At 43.2% G+C, this 17111-nt stretch carries 15 protein-coding genes and 2 tRNA genes; 1 reads left to right on the top strand and 16 read right to left on the bottom strand.

The annotated features are described in order from the left end of the window. Positions 1–100: 100 nt before the first annotated feature. From E5A76_RS03300 to pncC, 8 genes are all read right to left on the bottom strand, one after another. Positions 101–177, bottom strand: a tRNA-Arg gene (locus E5A76_RS03300). A 46-nt stretch (positions 178–223) separates the two neighbouring features. Beyond that, positions 224–315 (bottom strand) — tRNA-Ser (locus E5A76_RS03295). 248 nt (positions 316–563) lie between these two features. Further along, positions 564–761, bottom strand: a complete 198-nt coding sequence (gene csrA / locus E5A76_RS03290) for a carbon storage regulator CsrA (protein ID WP_005371488.1) — start codon at positions 759–761, stop codon at positions 564–566. 86 nt (positions 762–847) lie between these two features. Further along, positions 848–2032, bottom strand: a complete 1185-nt coding sequence (locus tag E5A76_RS03285; protein ID WP_107167240.1) for an aspartate kinase — start codon at positions 2030–2032, stop codon at positions 848–850. A gap of 16 nt (positions 2033–2048) precedes the next feature. Next, positions 2049–4673 carry an alanine--tRNA ligase gene (gene alaS, locus E5A76_RS03280; protein WP_161118089.1) on the bottom strand — a complete coding sequence of 875 codons (2625 nt, stop codon included), beginning with the start codon at positions 4671–4673 and terminating at the stop codon, positions 2049–2051. Between the two features lie 290 nt (positions 4674–4963). Next, on the bottom strand, positions 4964–6193 hold the full coding sequence (kch, locus tag E5A76_RS03275) for a voltage-gated potassium channel protein (RefSeq protein WP_053987325.1): 1230 nt from the start codon (positions 6191–6193) through the stop codon (positions 4964–4966). 181 nt (positions 6194–6374) lie between these two features. Next, positions 6375–7427: a recombinase RecA gene (recA, locus tag E5A76_RS03270; RefSeq protein WP_008988027.1), complete on the bottom strand. Its 1053-nt coding sequence runs from the start codon at positions 7425–7427 to the stop codon at positions 6375–6377. A 125-nt stretch (positions 7428–7552) separates the two neighbouring features. After that, the gene (pncC, locus tag E5A76_RS03265; protein ID WP_161117811.1) at positions 7553–8044 is read right to left on the bottom strand and encodes a nicotinamide-nucleotide amidase; all 492 of its coding nucleotides are present in this window, start codon (positions 8042–8044) and stop codon (positions 7553–7555) included. A gap of 232 nt (positions 8045–8276) precedes the next feature. Between pncC and mutS the strand changes: the two genes are divergently transcribed. Then, positions 8277–10856: a DNA mismatch repair protein MutS gene (mutS, locus tag E5A76_RS03260; protein ID WP_161117810.1), complete on the top strand. Its 2580-nt coding sequence runs from the start codon at positions 8277–8279 to the stop codon at positions 10854–10856. 109 nt (positions 10857–10965) lie between these two features. Here the strand turns inward: mutS and rpoS are convergent, their stop codons facing one another. The 8 genes from rpoS to ftsB form a co-directional block, all read right to left on the bottom strand. Further along, the gene (gene rpoS, locus E5A76_RS03255) at positions 10966–11967 is read right to left on the bottom strand and encodes an RNA polymerase sigma factor RpoS (RefSeq protein WP_008988024.1); all 1002 of its coding nucleotides are present in this window, start codon (positions 11965–11967) and stop codon (positions 10966–10968) included. An 83-nt stretch (positions 11968–12050) separates the two neighbouring features. Then, positions 12051–12902 carry a peptidoglycan DD-metalloendopeptidase family protein gene (locus E5A76_RS03250; RefSeq protein WP_053987322.1) on the bottom strand — a complete coding sequence of 284 codons (852 nt, stop codon included), beginning with the start codon at positions 12900–12902 and terminating at the stop codon, positions 12051–12053. A 21-nt stretch (positions 12903–12923) separates the two neighbouring features. Continuing rightward, on the bottom strand, positions 12924–13553 hold the full coding sequence (locus E5A76_RS03245; protein ID WP_053987321.1) for a protein-L-isoaspartate(D-aspartate) O-methyltransferase: 630 nt from the start codon (positions 13551–13553) through the stop codon (positions 12924–12926). A gap of 2 nt (positions 13554–13555) precedes the next feature. Continuing rightward, on the bottom strand, positions 13556–14305 hold the full coding sequence (gene surE, locus E5A76_RS03240) for a 5'/3'-nucleotidase SurE (protein ID WP_161117814.1): 750 nt from the start codon (positions 14303–14305) through the stop codon (positions 13556–13558). Then, on the bottom strand, positions 14286–15338 hold the full coding sequence (truD, locus tag E5A76_RS03235; RefSeq protein WP_161117815.1) for a tRNA pseudouridine(13) synthase TruD: 1053 nt from the start codon (positions 15336–15338) through the stop codon (positions 14286–14288). The genes surE and truD overlap by 20 nt, the downstream gene beginning before the upstream one ends. A gap of 34 nt (positions 15339–15372) precedes the next feature. Further along, positions 15373–15849, bottom strand: coding sequence for a 2-C-methyl-D-erythritol 2,4-cyclodiphosphate synthase (gene ispF / locus E5A76_RS03230; protein WP_053987319.1), 477 nt, complete (start codon positions 15847–15849; stop codon positions 15373–15375). Then, entirely contained in the window at positions 15849–16553 is a 705-nt protein-coding gene (gene ispD / locus E5A76_RS03225; RefSeq protein ID WP_202813181.1) for a 2-C-methyl-D-erythritol 4-phosphate cytidylyltransferase, read from the bottom strand. Before ispD ends, ispF begins: the two co-directional genes overlap by 1 nt. A gap of 38 nt (positions 16554–16591) precedes the next feature. After that, the gene (gene ftsB, locus E5A76_RS03220; RefSeq protein ID WP_053987317.1) at positions 16592–16870 is read right to left on the bottom strand and encodes a cell division protein FtsB; all 279 of its coding nucleotides are present in this window, start codon (positions 16868–16870) and stop codon (positions 16592–16594) included. Positions 16871–17111: the final 241 nt, after the last annotated feature.

Genomic DNA, 17111 nt, shown 5'->3' with positions numbered 1-17111 from the left:
ACCGTATACTCCCTTAGCAGGGGAGCGCCTTCAGCCTCTCGGCCACCTCACCACTCAAATCGGTGCGAATAACAAGTCTAAAACTCATCACTCTAAATAATGGCGCGCTCGGGAGGATTCGAACCTCCGACCGCCTGGTTCGTAGCCAGGTACTCTATCCAGCTGAGCTACGAGCGCGCAGTTGTCTTTGCAGACTTATCTCTTTTAAAAAAGAGATAACAAATGGCGGTGAAGGAGGGATTCGAACCCTCGATACGGGATAAACCGTATACTCCCTTAGCAGGGGAGCGCCTTCAGCCTCTCGGCCACCTCACCGTCTTTCGGGGGCTCATATTACTGTCAGCCAAAAATAAGTCAAACACTTTATTGATAAAAAACGACAATCTCTGACTGCATGCGTACTTAATAGCCAATGAGATAATTTATACAACGTAAGCGTTAAAATATTCACTCATTTTTAACTTATTTGCTGCTATTTCCTGTGCCAATTAAATAAATATTTTAAATAACCACATACGACAGGTACAAAAAAGGCCAGGCTTTTATACCTGACCTTTTTCAAATTAATAGTTGCCAGAACCCTGAGAGTCAGTTTCTTTTTCCGCTTGAATTCGCATGTAGATTTCTTCGCGGTGAACAGATACTTCTTTAGGTGCATTAACACCAATACGTACTTGGTTACCTTTAACACCTAAAACAGTAACGGTAACTTCGTCACCGATCATTAGAGTTTCACCTACGCGACGTGTCAAAATTAGCATTTATGTGCTCCTTGAGTCATCTCAATCTTATAAGAATTTAACGTTTATTATCCAATATTATTTACGTTTTCGTAAATAGCCACTGCTCAAGAAACAGCGAGATATGATCGATTATCCAGACTTTGGCTATCAACCACAAACTTTTTATGGATTAAATCTACAGCAGCGACATGATCTTCATCATCAATCAACAAAGATAAACACTTAGCGTCACCCTGATAAGTATGCACTTTAATGCTAGCCTCTTTTAACACTTTTTGGACGGCATCCAAACAATGTTGTGTTCCATCCCCAACAAGAGACAGAATCGAGACCATACCAATATGGCGCATTTTACTATCAAAAACTAGCTTCAAACGCGCAATATCATCATTTGCAGCAACTATTTGTGATTTATTCTCGTCACTGCTGTGATCAAGGATCCACACGGCTAATCCAAATAATGATATTTGCTTATTCAGTTCTGTTTTTGGTAGCGCGATTTCCAGCAATACATGCTGCTTTTGTAGCGCGACACCTATGATAGTTGATGAAACCATACTATCAAAATTTACTAGTGTTCCTTCGCCTTCATCGAAAGATGAAAGCACTCGAAGTGGAACACGATGCTGACAGGCATACTCTACAGACTGCAATTGTAGCACTTTCGCACCTAAACGTGCCATTGACGTCATATGGTCAAAGTGGATCACATCTAGTCGTGTTGCTGTAGGAACGATTCTCGGATCAGTGGAGTAAACACCATCGACATCGGTAAAGATCTGACATTCGTCGGCATCTAACGCACTTGCAATAGCAACCGCAGTGGTATCAGAGCCACCACGTCCCAATGTCGTGATGTTACCTTCAACATCACGACCTTGGAAACCCGCAACGATAACAATGTTATCGTTGCTAAGTAATGCTGTCATTCGTTGCGTTTCTACTTCACGAATGGTGGCATTATTAAATGCATTATCAGTTCGAATAACAACCTGATCAGCTGTCAACGATACCGCACTGTAGCCACGTTTATTCAATGCCATGGCTAACAAGGCAATTGACACCTGCTCGCCCGCAGCAAGCAGAACATCAAGCTCGCGCGGTGTTGGTACTTCGTCAATTTGCTTGGCTAGACCTAATAAACGATTGGTCTCCCCTGCCATAGCAGAAAGAACAACGACAACTTGATGGCCAGACTGGCGTGCTTTGATCACACGCTCAGCCACCGCTTCAATTCGCTCAATAGAGCCAACCGATGTTCCACCAAATTTCTGCACTAATAGTGCCACATTACCTCTCCAGTGATTACAGTTTGTCAGCTAGCCATGGTGCAACGGTTTCTAGTGCTGCAGGCAATGCTGCTGCGTCTGTACCACCTGCTTGCGCCATATCAGGACGACCGCCGCCCTTGCCGCCAACTTGTTGAGCAACTAGGTTAACTAGTTCACCCGCTTTAACTTTGCCAACAAGATCTTTTGTTACACCAGCAATTAAGCCAACTTTATCGTCGCTTACATTACCTAGTAAAACTACACCACTACCTAGCTGATTCTTTAATTCATCAACCATACCACGTAGGGCTTTGTTATCAGCACCGTTAAGTTTTGCGATTAAAACTTTAACGCCGTTGATCTCTTGCGCTTGGTTGATAAGGTTTGCGCCTTCTTGAGCCGCTAGCTTATCTTTTAATTGTTGAATTTCTTTTTCTAGTTGCTTGCTGTGAGAAACTAATGCTTCCACTTTGCTAACAACTGATGCTGAATCTGATTTCACTAGACGAGCTGTCTTAGCAAGCATTGCATCTTCAGTGTGCATCGCTTCGATTGCAGCAGCGCCTGTTACCGCTTCAATACGACGAATACCTGCAGCGATACCACTCTCAGATAGGATCTTAAATAGACCAATATCACCAGTGCGAGTAGCGTGAATACCACCACAAAGCTCAGTTGAGAACTCACCCATGCTTAATACACGAACTTCGTCATCGTACTTCTCGCCAAACAGTGCCATTGCACCTTTCGCTTTCGCCGCTTCGATGTCCATGATGTTGGTTTCAATCGCGTGGTTAGCACGGATTTGATCGTTAACCATGGTTTCAACCGCACGTAGTTGCTCTGGTTTAACGGCTTCTAGGTTAGAGAAGTCGAAACGTAGACCATCAGCTTTTACCAATGAACCTTTCTGTGCAACATGCTCACCTAAAATGTTACGCAGTGCTGCGTGCATTAGGTGCGTTGCTGAGTGGTTTAGGCTAATTGCTGCACGGCGCGCTGAATCAACAGACGCTGTTAGTTTTTGACCAACAGTTAGCGTACCTTCAGCAACTTGACCTTTATGACCAATTGCTGCGCCAAACTTTTGCGTGTCAGCAACATTGAACAGTACACCTTCAGCGCTCAGGATACCGCTATCGCCACACTGACCGCCTGACTCTGCGTAGAATGGTGTGTTTGTTAGTACTACTAACGCATCTTCACCTGCATTTACGCTATCAACAGCAACGCCATCACGGTATAGGGCAACAATTTCACCTTCACCGTCTGTTGCGCTGTAACCACAGAATTCTGTTTCAGCATCAACTTTGATTGCATCGTTGTAATCAACACCAAAGTTACCCGCATCACGAGCACGTTGACGTTGTTCTTCCATTGCCGCTTCAAAACCTTCTTCATCGATAGAGAAGCCACGCTCACGAGCAACATCGTTGGTTAAATCAGCTGGAAAACCGTACGTATCGTATAGTTTAAATACAGTTTCACCATCAAGCACTTTACCGTCTAAGTTATCTAGTGCTTCGTTAAGAATTGTCAAACCACGGTCAAGAGTACGACCAAAGTTGTCTTCTTCAATCTTAAGTACTTTTTCTACGAGTTCTTGCTGTGCTTTTAGCTCTTCACCAGCAGTACCCATGATGTCAGCTAGCGGACCAACAAGCTTGTAGAAGAATGCACCTTGTGCACCTAACTTGTTACCGTGACGTACTGCACGACGGATAATACGGCGTAGTACATAACCACGACCTTCGTTTGATGGCATAACACCGTCAGAGATCAGGTAAGCACATGAACGGATGTGGTCAGCGACAACGCGTAGTGACTGGTTAGATAGATCGTCAAAACCGATCACTTTCGCCGCTTCTTTAATTAGCGTTTGGAAGATATCGATTTCGTAGTTTGAGTGAACGCCTTGCATGATTGCAGCAATACGCTCAATACCCATACCAGTATCAACAGAAGGCTTAGGTAGCGGCTCCATTGTGCCGTCAGCTTGACGGTTGAACTGCATAAATACGTTGTTCCAGATCTCGATGAAACGGTCACCATCTTCTTCAGGTGTGCCTGGACGGCCACCCCAGATGTGATCACCGTGATCGTAGAAAATCTCTGTACATGGACCACAAGGACCTGTGTCACCCATCTGCCAGAAGTTGTCAGATTCAAAAGGCTTACCACCTTTCTTATCACCGATACGCACGATACGATCAGCAGGAATACCTACTTCTTTGTTCCAGATATCAAATGCTTCGTCATCCGTTTCATAAACGGTAACAACAAGGCGATCAGCAGGAAGCTTAAGTACTGATGTTAAGAATTCCCAAGCGTATGCGATAGCGTCATGCTTGAAGTAATCACCAAAGCTGAAGTTACCTAACATTTCAAAGAATGTATGGTGACGTGCTGTAAAGCCTACATTTTCAAGGTCGTTATGCTTACCGCCTGCACGTACACAACGCTGTGCCGTTGTCGCTCGCGTGTAGCTGCGCTTTTCTAAACCTAAGAAAACATCTTTAAATTGGTTCATACCCGCGTTTGTGAACAACAATGTTGGGTCGTTCGCAGGTACAAGAGAGGAGCTTTCCACGATTTGGTGGCCTTTGCTCTCGAAAAACGCAAGATACGCACGGCGGATCTCATCAGTGCTCATGTACATTGGCAAATCCTGAATTAATGCTTTTATTGAAAGACAGAAAATCATACTTAGGTGATCTTCTAACTCACCCTTTATTGGTGCGTAATACACACTTTTGATAAAAGGCTGAGTTGAGTAATCGAACTAAGATAAATTTTTTGGGGACTATTGTAAAACAACGGCGGCAATAACAGGAAATGTTATGTGGACAAATGCATTAAATAATCGAAATCTTTAATGCATTTGTCTGTGTAATTCTCTCGATTGAATGAAATTTACAATGAATAAAGCAGATAGTGGCAAGTTAGTCGCTATTTCGAAATTTCTTTTTCAGACAATCCCTGCACTGAATTGAGCAATGATGAAACAATAGAATCACTATCAATACTTTCACCATTAAGTACCCGAGCCAGAATATCACTCGCAAACTGCTGTGGTGAAATCACAATATCCGGATTAACGCTTTTTACTTTATTGATATTTTTACTGTCGTTAACCAACGCAACAGTCCGTGCATTGCTATCGAGTTCAATTGCAGATAGCACAATAAACGCGTTATCGGCATCATCATCACTCAGTGCCAAGATAGCTTTGGCATTCATCACACCCGCTTGCGTTAATATCTCACCATCACTGTAATCACCAACCACAACATCAAGATCTTCAAGCAAATCTTTCGCTGCTTGCTGCGTACGCGGAGAGACAATCACGGTGATTGGCTGTTTGCGTGATGACAGTTGTTTAATGGTATTCACTGCAAGGCTTGATAAGCCACAAATAATAAAATGATTGGTTCTATTCATCTTTTTGCTATTACCTTTAACGAGTCGTTCAAAACCACTATGAACAACCGGGCCTAATACGGATGTTGCCGATGTTGCAAACACGGTAATACCGGAAACAATCACAGAAATGGTAAATAATCGCGCAGGCTCAGAAACCGGAACAATATCACCGTACCCCACTGTCGACATGGTTTCTATCGCATAATAAAACGCTGTCAACAGTGAAGTGATCTTAGGTTCAAAGCCATCGCCAAAGTACAACGCACCATAGGTTGAGGTGAGCATCAAGGTGATCACACTGATCAACGCAAAAATACTACCTGCCGCAACACTGCTTCTTGAGAAATGACGTCTAACTAAAAATAAAATAACCAATGAAATCAAACCATAATGAATGTTATAAGTTTGATCTGGGTGGATATGTGCCGTATAAAGGGTATCGATGATCATCAAGGTAAAGCTGATCATCCATGAGATACGGGCTCGGAAAAATAATCCTATTGAGCTTAGTGCAATAAAGACACCCAACATGAAATATGGGGCATTAGTTAAAAACGTATGGTTGATTTGCTCGTAATTTTTAACGTTAAAAATGGCAATAACATCAACTGGCAAACCATAAATGGTGTGGAATATAAGGCCACTATTGGCAAGGACAAATAGCGCGACAAAAATATGTCTAATGCTATAAAGCCACAATGCAAAACGGCGTAGAGTACGTCCAATCCAACGCAGTAATGAAAAACCTTCTTTCACCTAACACACACCTACAAAGTATTATCAACAACTTACATTCATAGTTTAGTAAATAAAAAATGATGTTCAGGTATATTAGATCAAAAATAAGCTAATGACAGAGATTTAAATGCCTATTGTCAAAAACAAAAGATATAAAAAAACCCAACCTATTGGCTGGGTTTTCACGATTAAAGACGTCTTAGAATGCTTCGTCTTCTTCGATATCCATATTGTCTTGCGCTTCAGATGTTTCGCCTTCCGTTACAGGGCTAAGTAATAGCTCACGTAACTTCGCTTCGATCTCTGCTGCTGTTTCTGGATTCTCAGTTAAGAACTTACACGCATTTGCTTTACCTTGGCCGATCTTATCGCCCTTGTAGCTGTACCAAGCACCTGCTTTTTCTACCAGCTTGTGCTTAACACCTAGGTCAACTAGCTCACCGTTACGGTTAAAGCCTTGACCGTAAAGGATCTGTGTATCAGCTTGCTTAAATGGTGCAGCAATTTTGTTCTTAACTACTTTAATGCGTGTTTCGTTACCAACAACTTCGTCACCTTCTTTGATAGCGCCAGTACGACGAATATCAAGACGAACAGATGCGTAGAACTTCAGTGCGTTACCACCAGTAGTGGTTTCTGGGTTACCAAACATCACACCGATCTTCATACGGATCTGGTTGATGAAGATACACATACAGTTAGACTGCTTTAGGTTACCTGTTAGCTTACGCATTGCTTGAGAAAGCATACGTGCTTGCAGGCCCATGTGTGAGTCACCCATTTCACCTTCAATTTCAGCTTTCGGTGTTAGTGCGGCAACGGAGTCGACAACGATAAGATCAACAGCACCAGAGCGGGCTAATGCGTCACAAATCTCTAATGCTTGCTCACCCGTATCTGGCTGAGAAACTAAAAGCTGATCGATATCTACACCCAACTTTTGTGCGTAAATAGGATCCAGTGCATGTTCAGCATCGATGAAAGCACAGGTTTTTCCTTTACGCTGAGCTGCTGCAATCGTTTCAAGTGTTAAGGTTGTTTTACCTGAAGATTCAGGACCGTAGATTTCTACGATACGACCCATTGGTAAGCCACCAGCACCCAGTGCAATATCTAAAGATAGGGAGCCGGTTGAAATTGTTTCGATATCCATAGTACGGTTATCGCCCAACTTCATGATTGAACCTTTACCGAACTGCTTCTCAATCTGGCCTAACGCTGCGGCAAGAGCCTTTTGTTTGTTGTCGTCCATTCGACTCTCCAACGGATGCTAAAATGAAATTTCTGAACTGTTTGAATGCAGACTAGTATACTGTCTATTCATACAGTGTCTATAGGTGACTACATTTTTTTTGTTAAATATGCGTCAGCCCAGTTTTACTCATTCACGCTTTTTACTCGCTCCAGCATGACAGACAAGGCTTTAGCAATCGCTTGTAATCTTACTGATTTTCGATCGCCTTCAAAATGACAACAAATTGTATGTCGCCATTCTGTACTATCAGCCCAACAAAACCACACCGTGCCAACAGGCTTTTCAGCAGTGCCGCCATCAGGACCAGCAATACCACTGATTGCCACACTGATATCAGCCCGAGATGCCGCTAATGCACCACAAGCCATTTCAAATACAACGCCTTCACTGACTGCACCAAACTCTGCTAGTGTCGCACCTGAAACGCTCAACATCTCTTGCTTTGCTTCATTACTATAAGTGACAAATGAGCGGTTGAACCATGCAGAGCTACCAGGAATTTCAGTAATGGCATAAGCGACCCCACCACCGGTACATGATTCTGCGGTGGTCGCAATCCAACCTTTATCTTTTAAGGCTAGTCCTAAATCAGTGGCCAGCTGTTCAATATTCATTTGTTGCTCCTTGCTAATACGATTAATGGTGGTGCATAAAAGCATGACTTCATCATACTCAATGCAATTAATTTTGTGACTTTACGCCTAACAACTACCATTGCAAATATCTTAAAAAAACTCGCTATCCCGCTTTGCCCTATTAGCGGATTCACGTATCCTTAGCGGTCAAAATTCATTGGTCATGCTGTCAATTTAGCATGACATAGTTCAAGCAAGAGTAGGCAATATCGTGACGATAAAAGGCTTAGAAAAACATACACCTATGATGCAGCAGTTTTTGAAAATCAAAGCTGAGAACCCTGACGTTTTACTGTTCTATCGAATGGGTGACTTCTACGAGATGTTTTTTGATGATGCGAAGCGCGCCTCTCAACTGCTTGATATCTCATTAACAAAACGTGGCTCTACTAACGGTGAACCGATCCCAATGGCAGGAGTGCCTTACCATGCTGTAGAAGGCTACTTAGCCAAACTGGTTCAGCAAGGCGTTTCTGTCGCTATTTGTGAGCAAATTGGCGATCCTGCAACAAGCAAAGGTCCAGTAGAACGCAAAGTAGTTCGTATTGTCACGCCAGGTACTGTTAGTGATGAAGCCTTACTTAATGAGCGTCGTGATAACTTAATTGCTGCAATTTACACCGAAAATAACAAATTTGGCTACGCAACCTTAGATATCACATCTGGCCGCTTCATGCTCACAGAGCCTGCTAGTGAAGAAGAAATGCAAGCTGAGCTTCAGCGCACGAGCCCTGCTGAACTACTTTATCCAGAAGATTTCACTTACCTGCATTTAGTTGAACCGTTTAAAGGTAAGCGTCGTCGCCCTATTTGGGAATTTGAATTAGACACTGCACGTCAGCAATTAACCCTGCAATTTGGTACTCGTGACTTAGTCGGTTTTGGCGTTGAAAATGCAGAACTTGGCTTATGTGCGGCGGGCTGTTTGATGCAATACGTTAAAGATACCCAACGTACTGCACTACCACATATTCGTGCGATCACCTTAGATACCAAAGATCATGCAGTGATCTTAGATGCAGCTACACGTCGTAACCTAGAGCTTACGCAAAACTTAGCTGGCGGTTATGACAACACACTGGCATCGGTACTTGATCAAACTGCAACACCAATGGGAAGCCGTTTACTGAAACGTTGGCTCCACCAGCCTATCCGAGATCAAAAACAGCTTAATGGTCGTTTAGATGCTATTGAAGCATTTAAAGACAGTGGTATGTTTGTGGATGTCGCTGGTGTACTACGTCACATGGGTGACTTAGAACGTATTTTGGCACGTTTAGCACTGCGCTCGGCACGTCCTCGTGACTTAGCTCGCATGCGTACCGCCATGCAATATCTGCCAGAATTAGCTGAACTATTAGCTGAAGTACCACAAGCTCGCATTAATGATTTAGCGACGTACGCAGCTCCAATGGATGAACTATGCGAACTGCTTGAACGTGCAATCATTGAAAACCCACCAGTGATCATCCGTGATGGTGGCGTATTAGCACCGGGCTATAATGCAGAACTTGATGAGTGGCGTGATCTCGCTGATGGCGCAACCAAATTCTTAGAAGAATTAGAAGCCAGTGAACGTGAGCGTCATGATATTGATAGCTTGAAAGTGGGCTTTAACCAAGTACACGGTTTCTTCATTCAAGTCAGCCGTGGTCAAAGCCACTTAGTACCAAGCCACTACGTGCGTCGCCAAACGCTGAAAAATGCCGAGCGTTATATTATCCCTGAGCTTAAAGAGCATGAAGACAAAGTACTTAACTCAAAATCTAAAGCACTCGCATTAGAGAAAAAGCTATGGGAAGAGCTATTTGATCAACTACTGCCACATCTTGAGCAACTACAAAATGCGGCAAGCGCCCTTTCTGAACTTGATGTGTTAACAAACCTTGCTGAACGTGCCGATAGCCTCAATTACTGTCGTCCTGAATTAATGGAACAAACAGGGATTGAGATCACCGCAGGTCGTCACCCTGTGGTTGAACATGTGTTAAGTGAGCCGTTTATCGCTAACCCTATTTCGCTGCATCAAGATCGCCGCATGTTGATCATTACCGGTCCTAACATGGGTGGTAAGTCAACTTACATGCGTCAAACCGCATTAATTGCATTAATGGCACATGTGGGCTCTTTTGTTCCAGCAGAAGCGGTGAAGATTGGTCCACTAGATCGTATCTTTACCCGTATTGGAGCCTCTGATGACTTAGCCTCTGGTCGCTCAACCTTCATGGTTGAAATGACAGAAACGGCGAATATTCTTCATAACGCCACCCAGCAAAGTTTAGTGTTAATGGATGAAATCGGTCGTGGTACCAGTACTTACGATGGTCTATCACTGGCATGGGCAAGTGCTGAATGGCTGGCAGATAAGATCTCAGCCATGACATTATTCGCCACTCACTACTTCGAACTAACAGAGCTGCCATCACTATTAACCGGATTGGCGAACGTTCATCTCGATGCTGTTGAACACGGAGATGAAATTGCCTTCATGCATGCCGTTCAAGAAGGTGCTGCGAGTAAGTCTTACGGTCTAGCGGTAGCGAGTTTAGCCGGTGTTCCGAAATCTGTGATCAAGCGAGCTAAGATCAAGCTGCAACAACTGGAAGCATCAGGTCACCAACAAGCACTACAACCTGACGTTTTAGCTTCGCAAGCACCAAAAGAAGAGCATCAATTAAGTTTGATCCCAGAGCCGAGTGAAGTGGAAGAAGCATTGGCGAATGTGAATCCAGATGACTTAACCCCACGCCAAGCCTTAGATGAATTATATCGATTAAAAGCACTGCTTTAATCTTTAACTCATTCAACAGAAACAAAAAAGGACGCTTCTGCGTCCTTTTTCTTATTACTATTTCAATGTATTTAGAAGGAGGTAAAAAGGTTACATTGAATCAAGTAAATTAAAGCTCTTGATTAAAGAGCGACTCAATATTAAGTCCTTGGTGCGTTAGCATGTCACGTAAGCGTCGCAGACCTTCAACCTGAATTTGGCGAACACGCTCACGGGTTAAACCGATCTCACGCCCAACATCTTCTAATGTTGATGCTTCATAGCCCAGTAAGCCGAATCGACGCGCTAACACTTCACGCTGCTTAGGATTAAGCTCTTGTAACCAATGAACGATTGAGTTTTTGATATCATCATCTTGGGTTGATGATTCAGGACTTCCACCTTTTTCATCAGGAATAATATCAAGCAGTGCTTTTTCTGAATCACCACCGATCGGATTATCTACCGAGCTCACTCGCTCATTTAAGCGCAACATACGATTCACATCATCAACAGGCTTTTCTAACTGTTGTGCAATGTCTTCGGCTGTTGGCTCATGATCCAGCTTTTGTGCTAATTCACGTGCCGTACGTAGATAAACATTGAGCTCTTTGACTACATGAATAGGTAGTCGGATGGTGCGGGTTTGATTCATGATTGCCCGCTCAATGGTTTGGCGGATCCACCATGTCGCATAGGTAGAGAAGCGGAAGCCTCGTTCAGGATCAAACTTCTCAACAGCGCGGATCAGGCCTAAATTACCTTCTTCCACCAAATCGAGCAGTGCCAGTCCTCGGTTACTATAGCGACGCGAGATTTTCACTACTAAACGAAGATTACTTTCAATCATTCGTTTACGTGCAACTTCATCGCCGCGTAATGCACGACGAGCATACAAGACTTCTTCTTCTGCGGTGAGAAGAGGCGAATAGCCAATCTCACCGAGATAGAGTTGGGTAGCATCTAATGCTTTTTGAGTTGCTTCATATTTAGCAATATCGGCGTCATCATCATTAACCGATATTGCTTCAGTATCAGAACTATCATCAGCAGACGGCATTGGAACGTTCATTTCCACGTCTTCGTCTAAAGTGAATGAATCAAGGTTTGTGGCTGTGCTGCTTCTACTCATAGCGCCTCCCAGATGGCGAGTTAGCAAGACATTACAACTTCATCATGTCATCTCTAATTGCTGCATCATTGATTTTTCGTTTCTTATTTAGGTAAGTAGCGCATTGGATCCACTGATTTACCCTTATAGCGAATTTCAAAGTGTAGCCTTACACTGCTAGCCCCAGTGCTTCCCATGGAAGCTATCTTTTGCCCAGCTTTTACTGTTTGTTGCTCTTTTACTAAGATCTTATCGTTATGCGCATAAGCACTTAGATAATCTTCACCATGCTTAATGATGACTAAATTACCGTAACCCGGTAATGCATCACCCGCATATACAACAACACCTGCTGCGGTTGCTTTAATTGCTTCTCCTCGCGTACCTGCAATATCGATACCTCTATTGCCATTTTCTGAATTTGAGAATCCAGCAATAATTTTACCTTTTACAGGCCAAGCCCATTTTGATGTTGATGGGGTTGTGCTTGGCTTAGTTGTTACAGGTTTGTTAACTTTTGAGTTTTCAGAGTACTCTTTTGGTTTTGACTGCGCAACCGTTTTATTGTCTGTTTTTTGTGCGACAGGTTTTGAAACTGGCTTCGGTTTACTCACAGGAGTCGTTTTCACAGGTGGTGTAACCACAGACGTATTTGATGAGTATGATGAGCGGCTACCACTAGGGATAGCTAATCGTTGGCCTGGATAAATAATGTATGGTGGCGCTAAATTGTTTAGGCTAACAATGTCTTTTACATTTTGACCTGTGACGTAGGAGATAAAATATAACGTATCCCCTTTACGTACCGTATATGAATCGCCTCTAAAGCTACCACGCTCTAACTGAGAGTAATCTTTACTGAGATTAGCAACCGGAGCTGGTGTATGACTACTACAAGCTGATAGCAGAATCATACTGGTTACTGCTAACAAAGAAGGTTGAATAATTTTTTTCATCATACACTCTGTACTCATGGTTTAAGCCAAATCTCCAGCCACTAAAGGCACAAATCTTACGGGTTCAATCACGGTTTCGCAAAATGCTTCGCCATTTCGGACAATCAATTTCAATTCTTGCTGTTGATAGCCAACAGGCAAAATTAATCGTCCACCATCAACCAGTTGCTCCAATAAGCTCTGGGGAACTTCACTAGGAGCTGCGGTCACAATAATGGCATCGAAAGGCCCTTTACTTGCCCATCCTTGCCACCCGTCACCATGTTTGGTTGATATATTATGTAACTCTAACTGTTTAAAGCGTCTTTTCGCTTGCCATTGCAAGGCTTTGATCCGCTCGACAGAATAAACATGCTCAACAAGTTGAGCTAACACTGCTGTTTGATAACCTGAGCCTGTGCCAATTTCTAACACTGAAGATTGGTAAGTTAAGCCCAATAACTCGGTCATTTTCGCAACAATGTAGGGTTGAGAAATTGTTTGCCCACTACCAATCGGTAGCGCATTATTCTCATATGCTTGAAAAGAGAAAGCTTCATCAACGAAGCGTTCACGAGGAACGGTCGCAATCGCATTTAACACTCGCTGATCACTGATCCCTTTATTTCTTAAAAATGCGATTAAGCTATCAAGCTGACTTTGATACCGCATGATTACTGGATCTCCACATTTCGCATCCAGCCTTCAACTCCAACCATGGCATCATGCGCGGTCAAATCAACTTGCAGTGGGGTTATCGAAACCGCACCTTGTTCTATGGCATAAAAATCAGTGCCTGGGCCTGCATCTTGGCATTGACCAGGAGGGCCTAGCCAGTAGAGCGGTTTACCACGAGGATCTAACTCTTTGATCATATTTTCAGCCCGATGACGTGCACCTAGACGTGTCACTTGCCATGACTTCAACTGTTCAAAAGGCACATCAGGAACATTAATATTTAAGATATTATTGCCCGGTAACGGCTGTTGCGATAACTGCTTAACAACTTGCTGAATCACCTTCGCAGCTGTTTCAAAATGCCTATCACCGACTAAAGAAACCGCAATCGCTGGCACACCAAGAAAGTGACCTTCAGTGGCTGCGGCAACTGTGCCTGAATAGAGCACATCATCACCTAAATTGGCGCCGTGATTAATGCCAGCAACCACAATATCAGGACGTTCATCTAGCCATTCATTTAGAGCAAAATGAACACAATCCGTTGGTGTGCCTTGTACCGAGATACGGTTTTTACCTTCTTCTCGAATACGTAGCGGGTAATCCAGTGTTAATGAATTTGATGCCCCTGATCGATTTCGATCAGGCGCAACCACTATTACTTCTGCTAATTCACTTAATGCTTTTGCGAGTGTATTAATACCTTCGGCAAAAATACCATCATCATTACTGATCAGAATTCTCATCATTCACTACCTCATTTTGAAGTGGCATGATCAACTCACGCACTACCGAGGTGGCAAAACTACCAGCAGGCAGAGCAAATGAAACAATCAAATCCTTCTCTTCGAAATGCCATTGCATATTTTTAGGCATCAGTAGCAATGGACGACGATCGTGACGCATACGGTTATCACGCACAAGTTTAACTAACGCTGGCTCTTGCTCCACAATCGCTAATTCAAACGCTTGTGCATCATCTTGCGTTGGTAGTGCGTTATCACCTAACAATGGACCTGTAATAGCAAGTTCACCGGATGTAACTTGCTGCTGTAATGTATCCGTTACCACATCTGCAACAAACGTACGTTCATCACCTTCTGCTTGTAAGCAGTCTCCAGCGATAATCGTTGCCGCTAAACCTTGCTCAATACGCTGTGACAATACTTGATTAAACATCCAAGAACGTGCAGCTGAAAGGTAAAAACTACGCTTGCTCTTATCACGTACACGGAACTCATCGTTGCCCCAAGCACGTGCTTTAACCACGTTATTACCACCATGGCCAAAACGCTGTTCACCAAAATAGTTGGCAACACCTTGTGCTTTGACCATTTCTAAACGCTCAGTTAATGCATCAAGGTTATCTAAATCAGTAAGACGTAATTGGAACCAGTTACCCGCTAAATCACCTGGGCGTAATTTTTTATCATGGCGCGTCACTTCAAGAATTTCGACACCAGGATGTTCAGCTTCAAACTGACTAAGATCTGGATCAACTTTACCCGGCAAGTGAACACTTAACCACTGCTCAGTCACAGCATGGCGATCTTTAAGTCCAGCCCAGCTCACGTCACGTGATTTCACGCCACATGCTTTTGCTAACTCATTCACTACATACTTGGTATTTTCACCGACCTTGCGAATTTTCACCATCAGGTGTTCGCCTGTACCGCTAAACTCAAAACCGAGCTCTTCATTCACGATGAAGTCTTCAGGATTAGCTTTAATGCGTCCGTGACAAACTGGCTTTGCATGAAACCAGTTAAAACAATCCATTATATTTTCTGCAGTGTGAGAATGAGACATAAGCTCAAGATACCTTTTTAATTAAAACAACGGCTTCACAAGCAATGCCTTCTTTACGTCCAGTAAAACCTAAACGTTCAGTTGTCGTTGCTTTAACATTAACATTTGCGACATCTGTTTCTAAATCTTCAGCAATCGCCTGACACATCGCATCAATATGGGGGGCCATTTTCGGTGCTTGTGCCATGATGGTGACGTCTACATTACCCAAGCGATAACCTTGAGATTTCACTTTACTGTAGACATCACGTAATAAAAATCGGCTGTCAGCTCCTGCCCACTCGGCATCAGTATCAGGGAAATGGCGACCGATATCACCAGCACCAATCGCACCTAATAGTGCATCACATACCGCATGTAGTGCTACATCGCCATCAGAGTGAGCAATTAAACCTTGTTCATAAGGGATAGCAACGCCACCAATAATAACCGGACCTTCACCACCAAATTTATGAACATCAAAACCATGACCAATACGCATTATGAATATTCCTTTAATAATTGTTGTAAGTAGAACTCTGCTAACGCTAAATCTTCTGGCTGCGTGACTTTTAAATTATCAGCCCGACCTTTAACTAACACGGGGGAATAACCACAAAACTCAAGTGCTGATGCCTCATCGGTGATCACTGCATCTTGTGCCAATGCGGTTGTTAATGCTTCACGCAGTTGCCCTGCTCGAAACATTTGTGGTGTAAGTGCATGCCACAATTGTTCACGATCAACAGTGTGGTCAATCGCAGTACCTTGTTTATTCATCTTTGCGCGTTTCATGGTATCGCGAACAGGTGTTGCTAAAATCGCGCCATACTCGCTTTGCTTAGCAGCAACCATTAACTGACGAAGATCGTCTAATCGCACGCAAGGTCTTGCTGCATCATGCACCATCACCCATGCATTATCGTCATTAATTGCCGCTAACCCTGAAAACACAGAATCTACTCGTTCAGCACCACCATCAACCACGGTAATACGAGGATCATTAGCTAGCGGCAAGGTTGGAAAATACGGATCTGTTTTACTAACAGCAATAACCACGTGTTGAATTTCAGGCAGACTTAATAAACGCTCAACGGAGTGTTCAAGGATCGTTTTACCCGCAATCGTCAAATATTGTTTAGGGCGATCTGCCGCCATACGACTACCGACACCTGCGGCAGGGACAACAGCAATACATTTATCGATCATGAATGGTTATCTCATTACTTAGCTAGGCTGTGTAATTAGTTATTATCGCCAACTACACGAACAAATGTTTCCCCTGGTTTAACTAAACCAAGATCGGTACGTGCACGTTCTTCAACAGCTTCTTTACCACCATGCAGATCTTTGATCTCGGCATACATCTGCTGGTTACGCTGATGAAGCTCCGCGTTCGCCTTTTCTTGTAAGGCTACGCTTTCTTCCACGGCATTAAATTCATTCATACCATTTTTGCCATACCAGAAGTCGTATTGTAACCAAGCTAAAAGCCCTAATAAAACAATAATAAACAGGCGCATAATTCTCCCTGCGAAATAATTGGTAACAGCAAGCTGCATTCCAATTGTCGAAGATTTTAAGTCAACCTGCACAATTGGAATGCATTTTGCCAAGCAGTAATAATCCCATAATCGGGTAACTGTGACCACAATTATGCTATGAGAGTTCACAGGGTTATTACTTAACGGCTGATTTTGTCGAAAATAAACACAATCATAACCACCTAAATTCATCTTAAATAATAATTAACCCAGCTTAGAT

Origin of the sequence: Photobacterium lucens, from assembly GCF_009873615.1 — a bacterium.
Taxonomy (GTDB): Bacteria; Pseudomonadota; Gammaproteobacteria; order Enterobacterales; family Vibrionaceae; genus Photobacterium; species Photobacterium lucens.
This window is presented reverse-complemented; position numbering and strand designations above follow the sequence as displayed.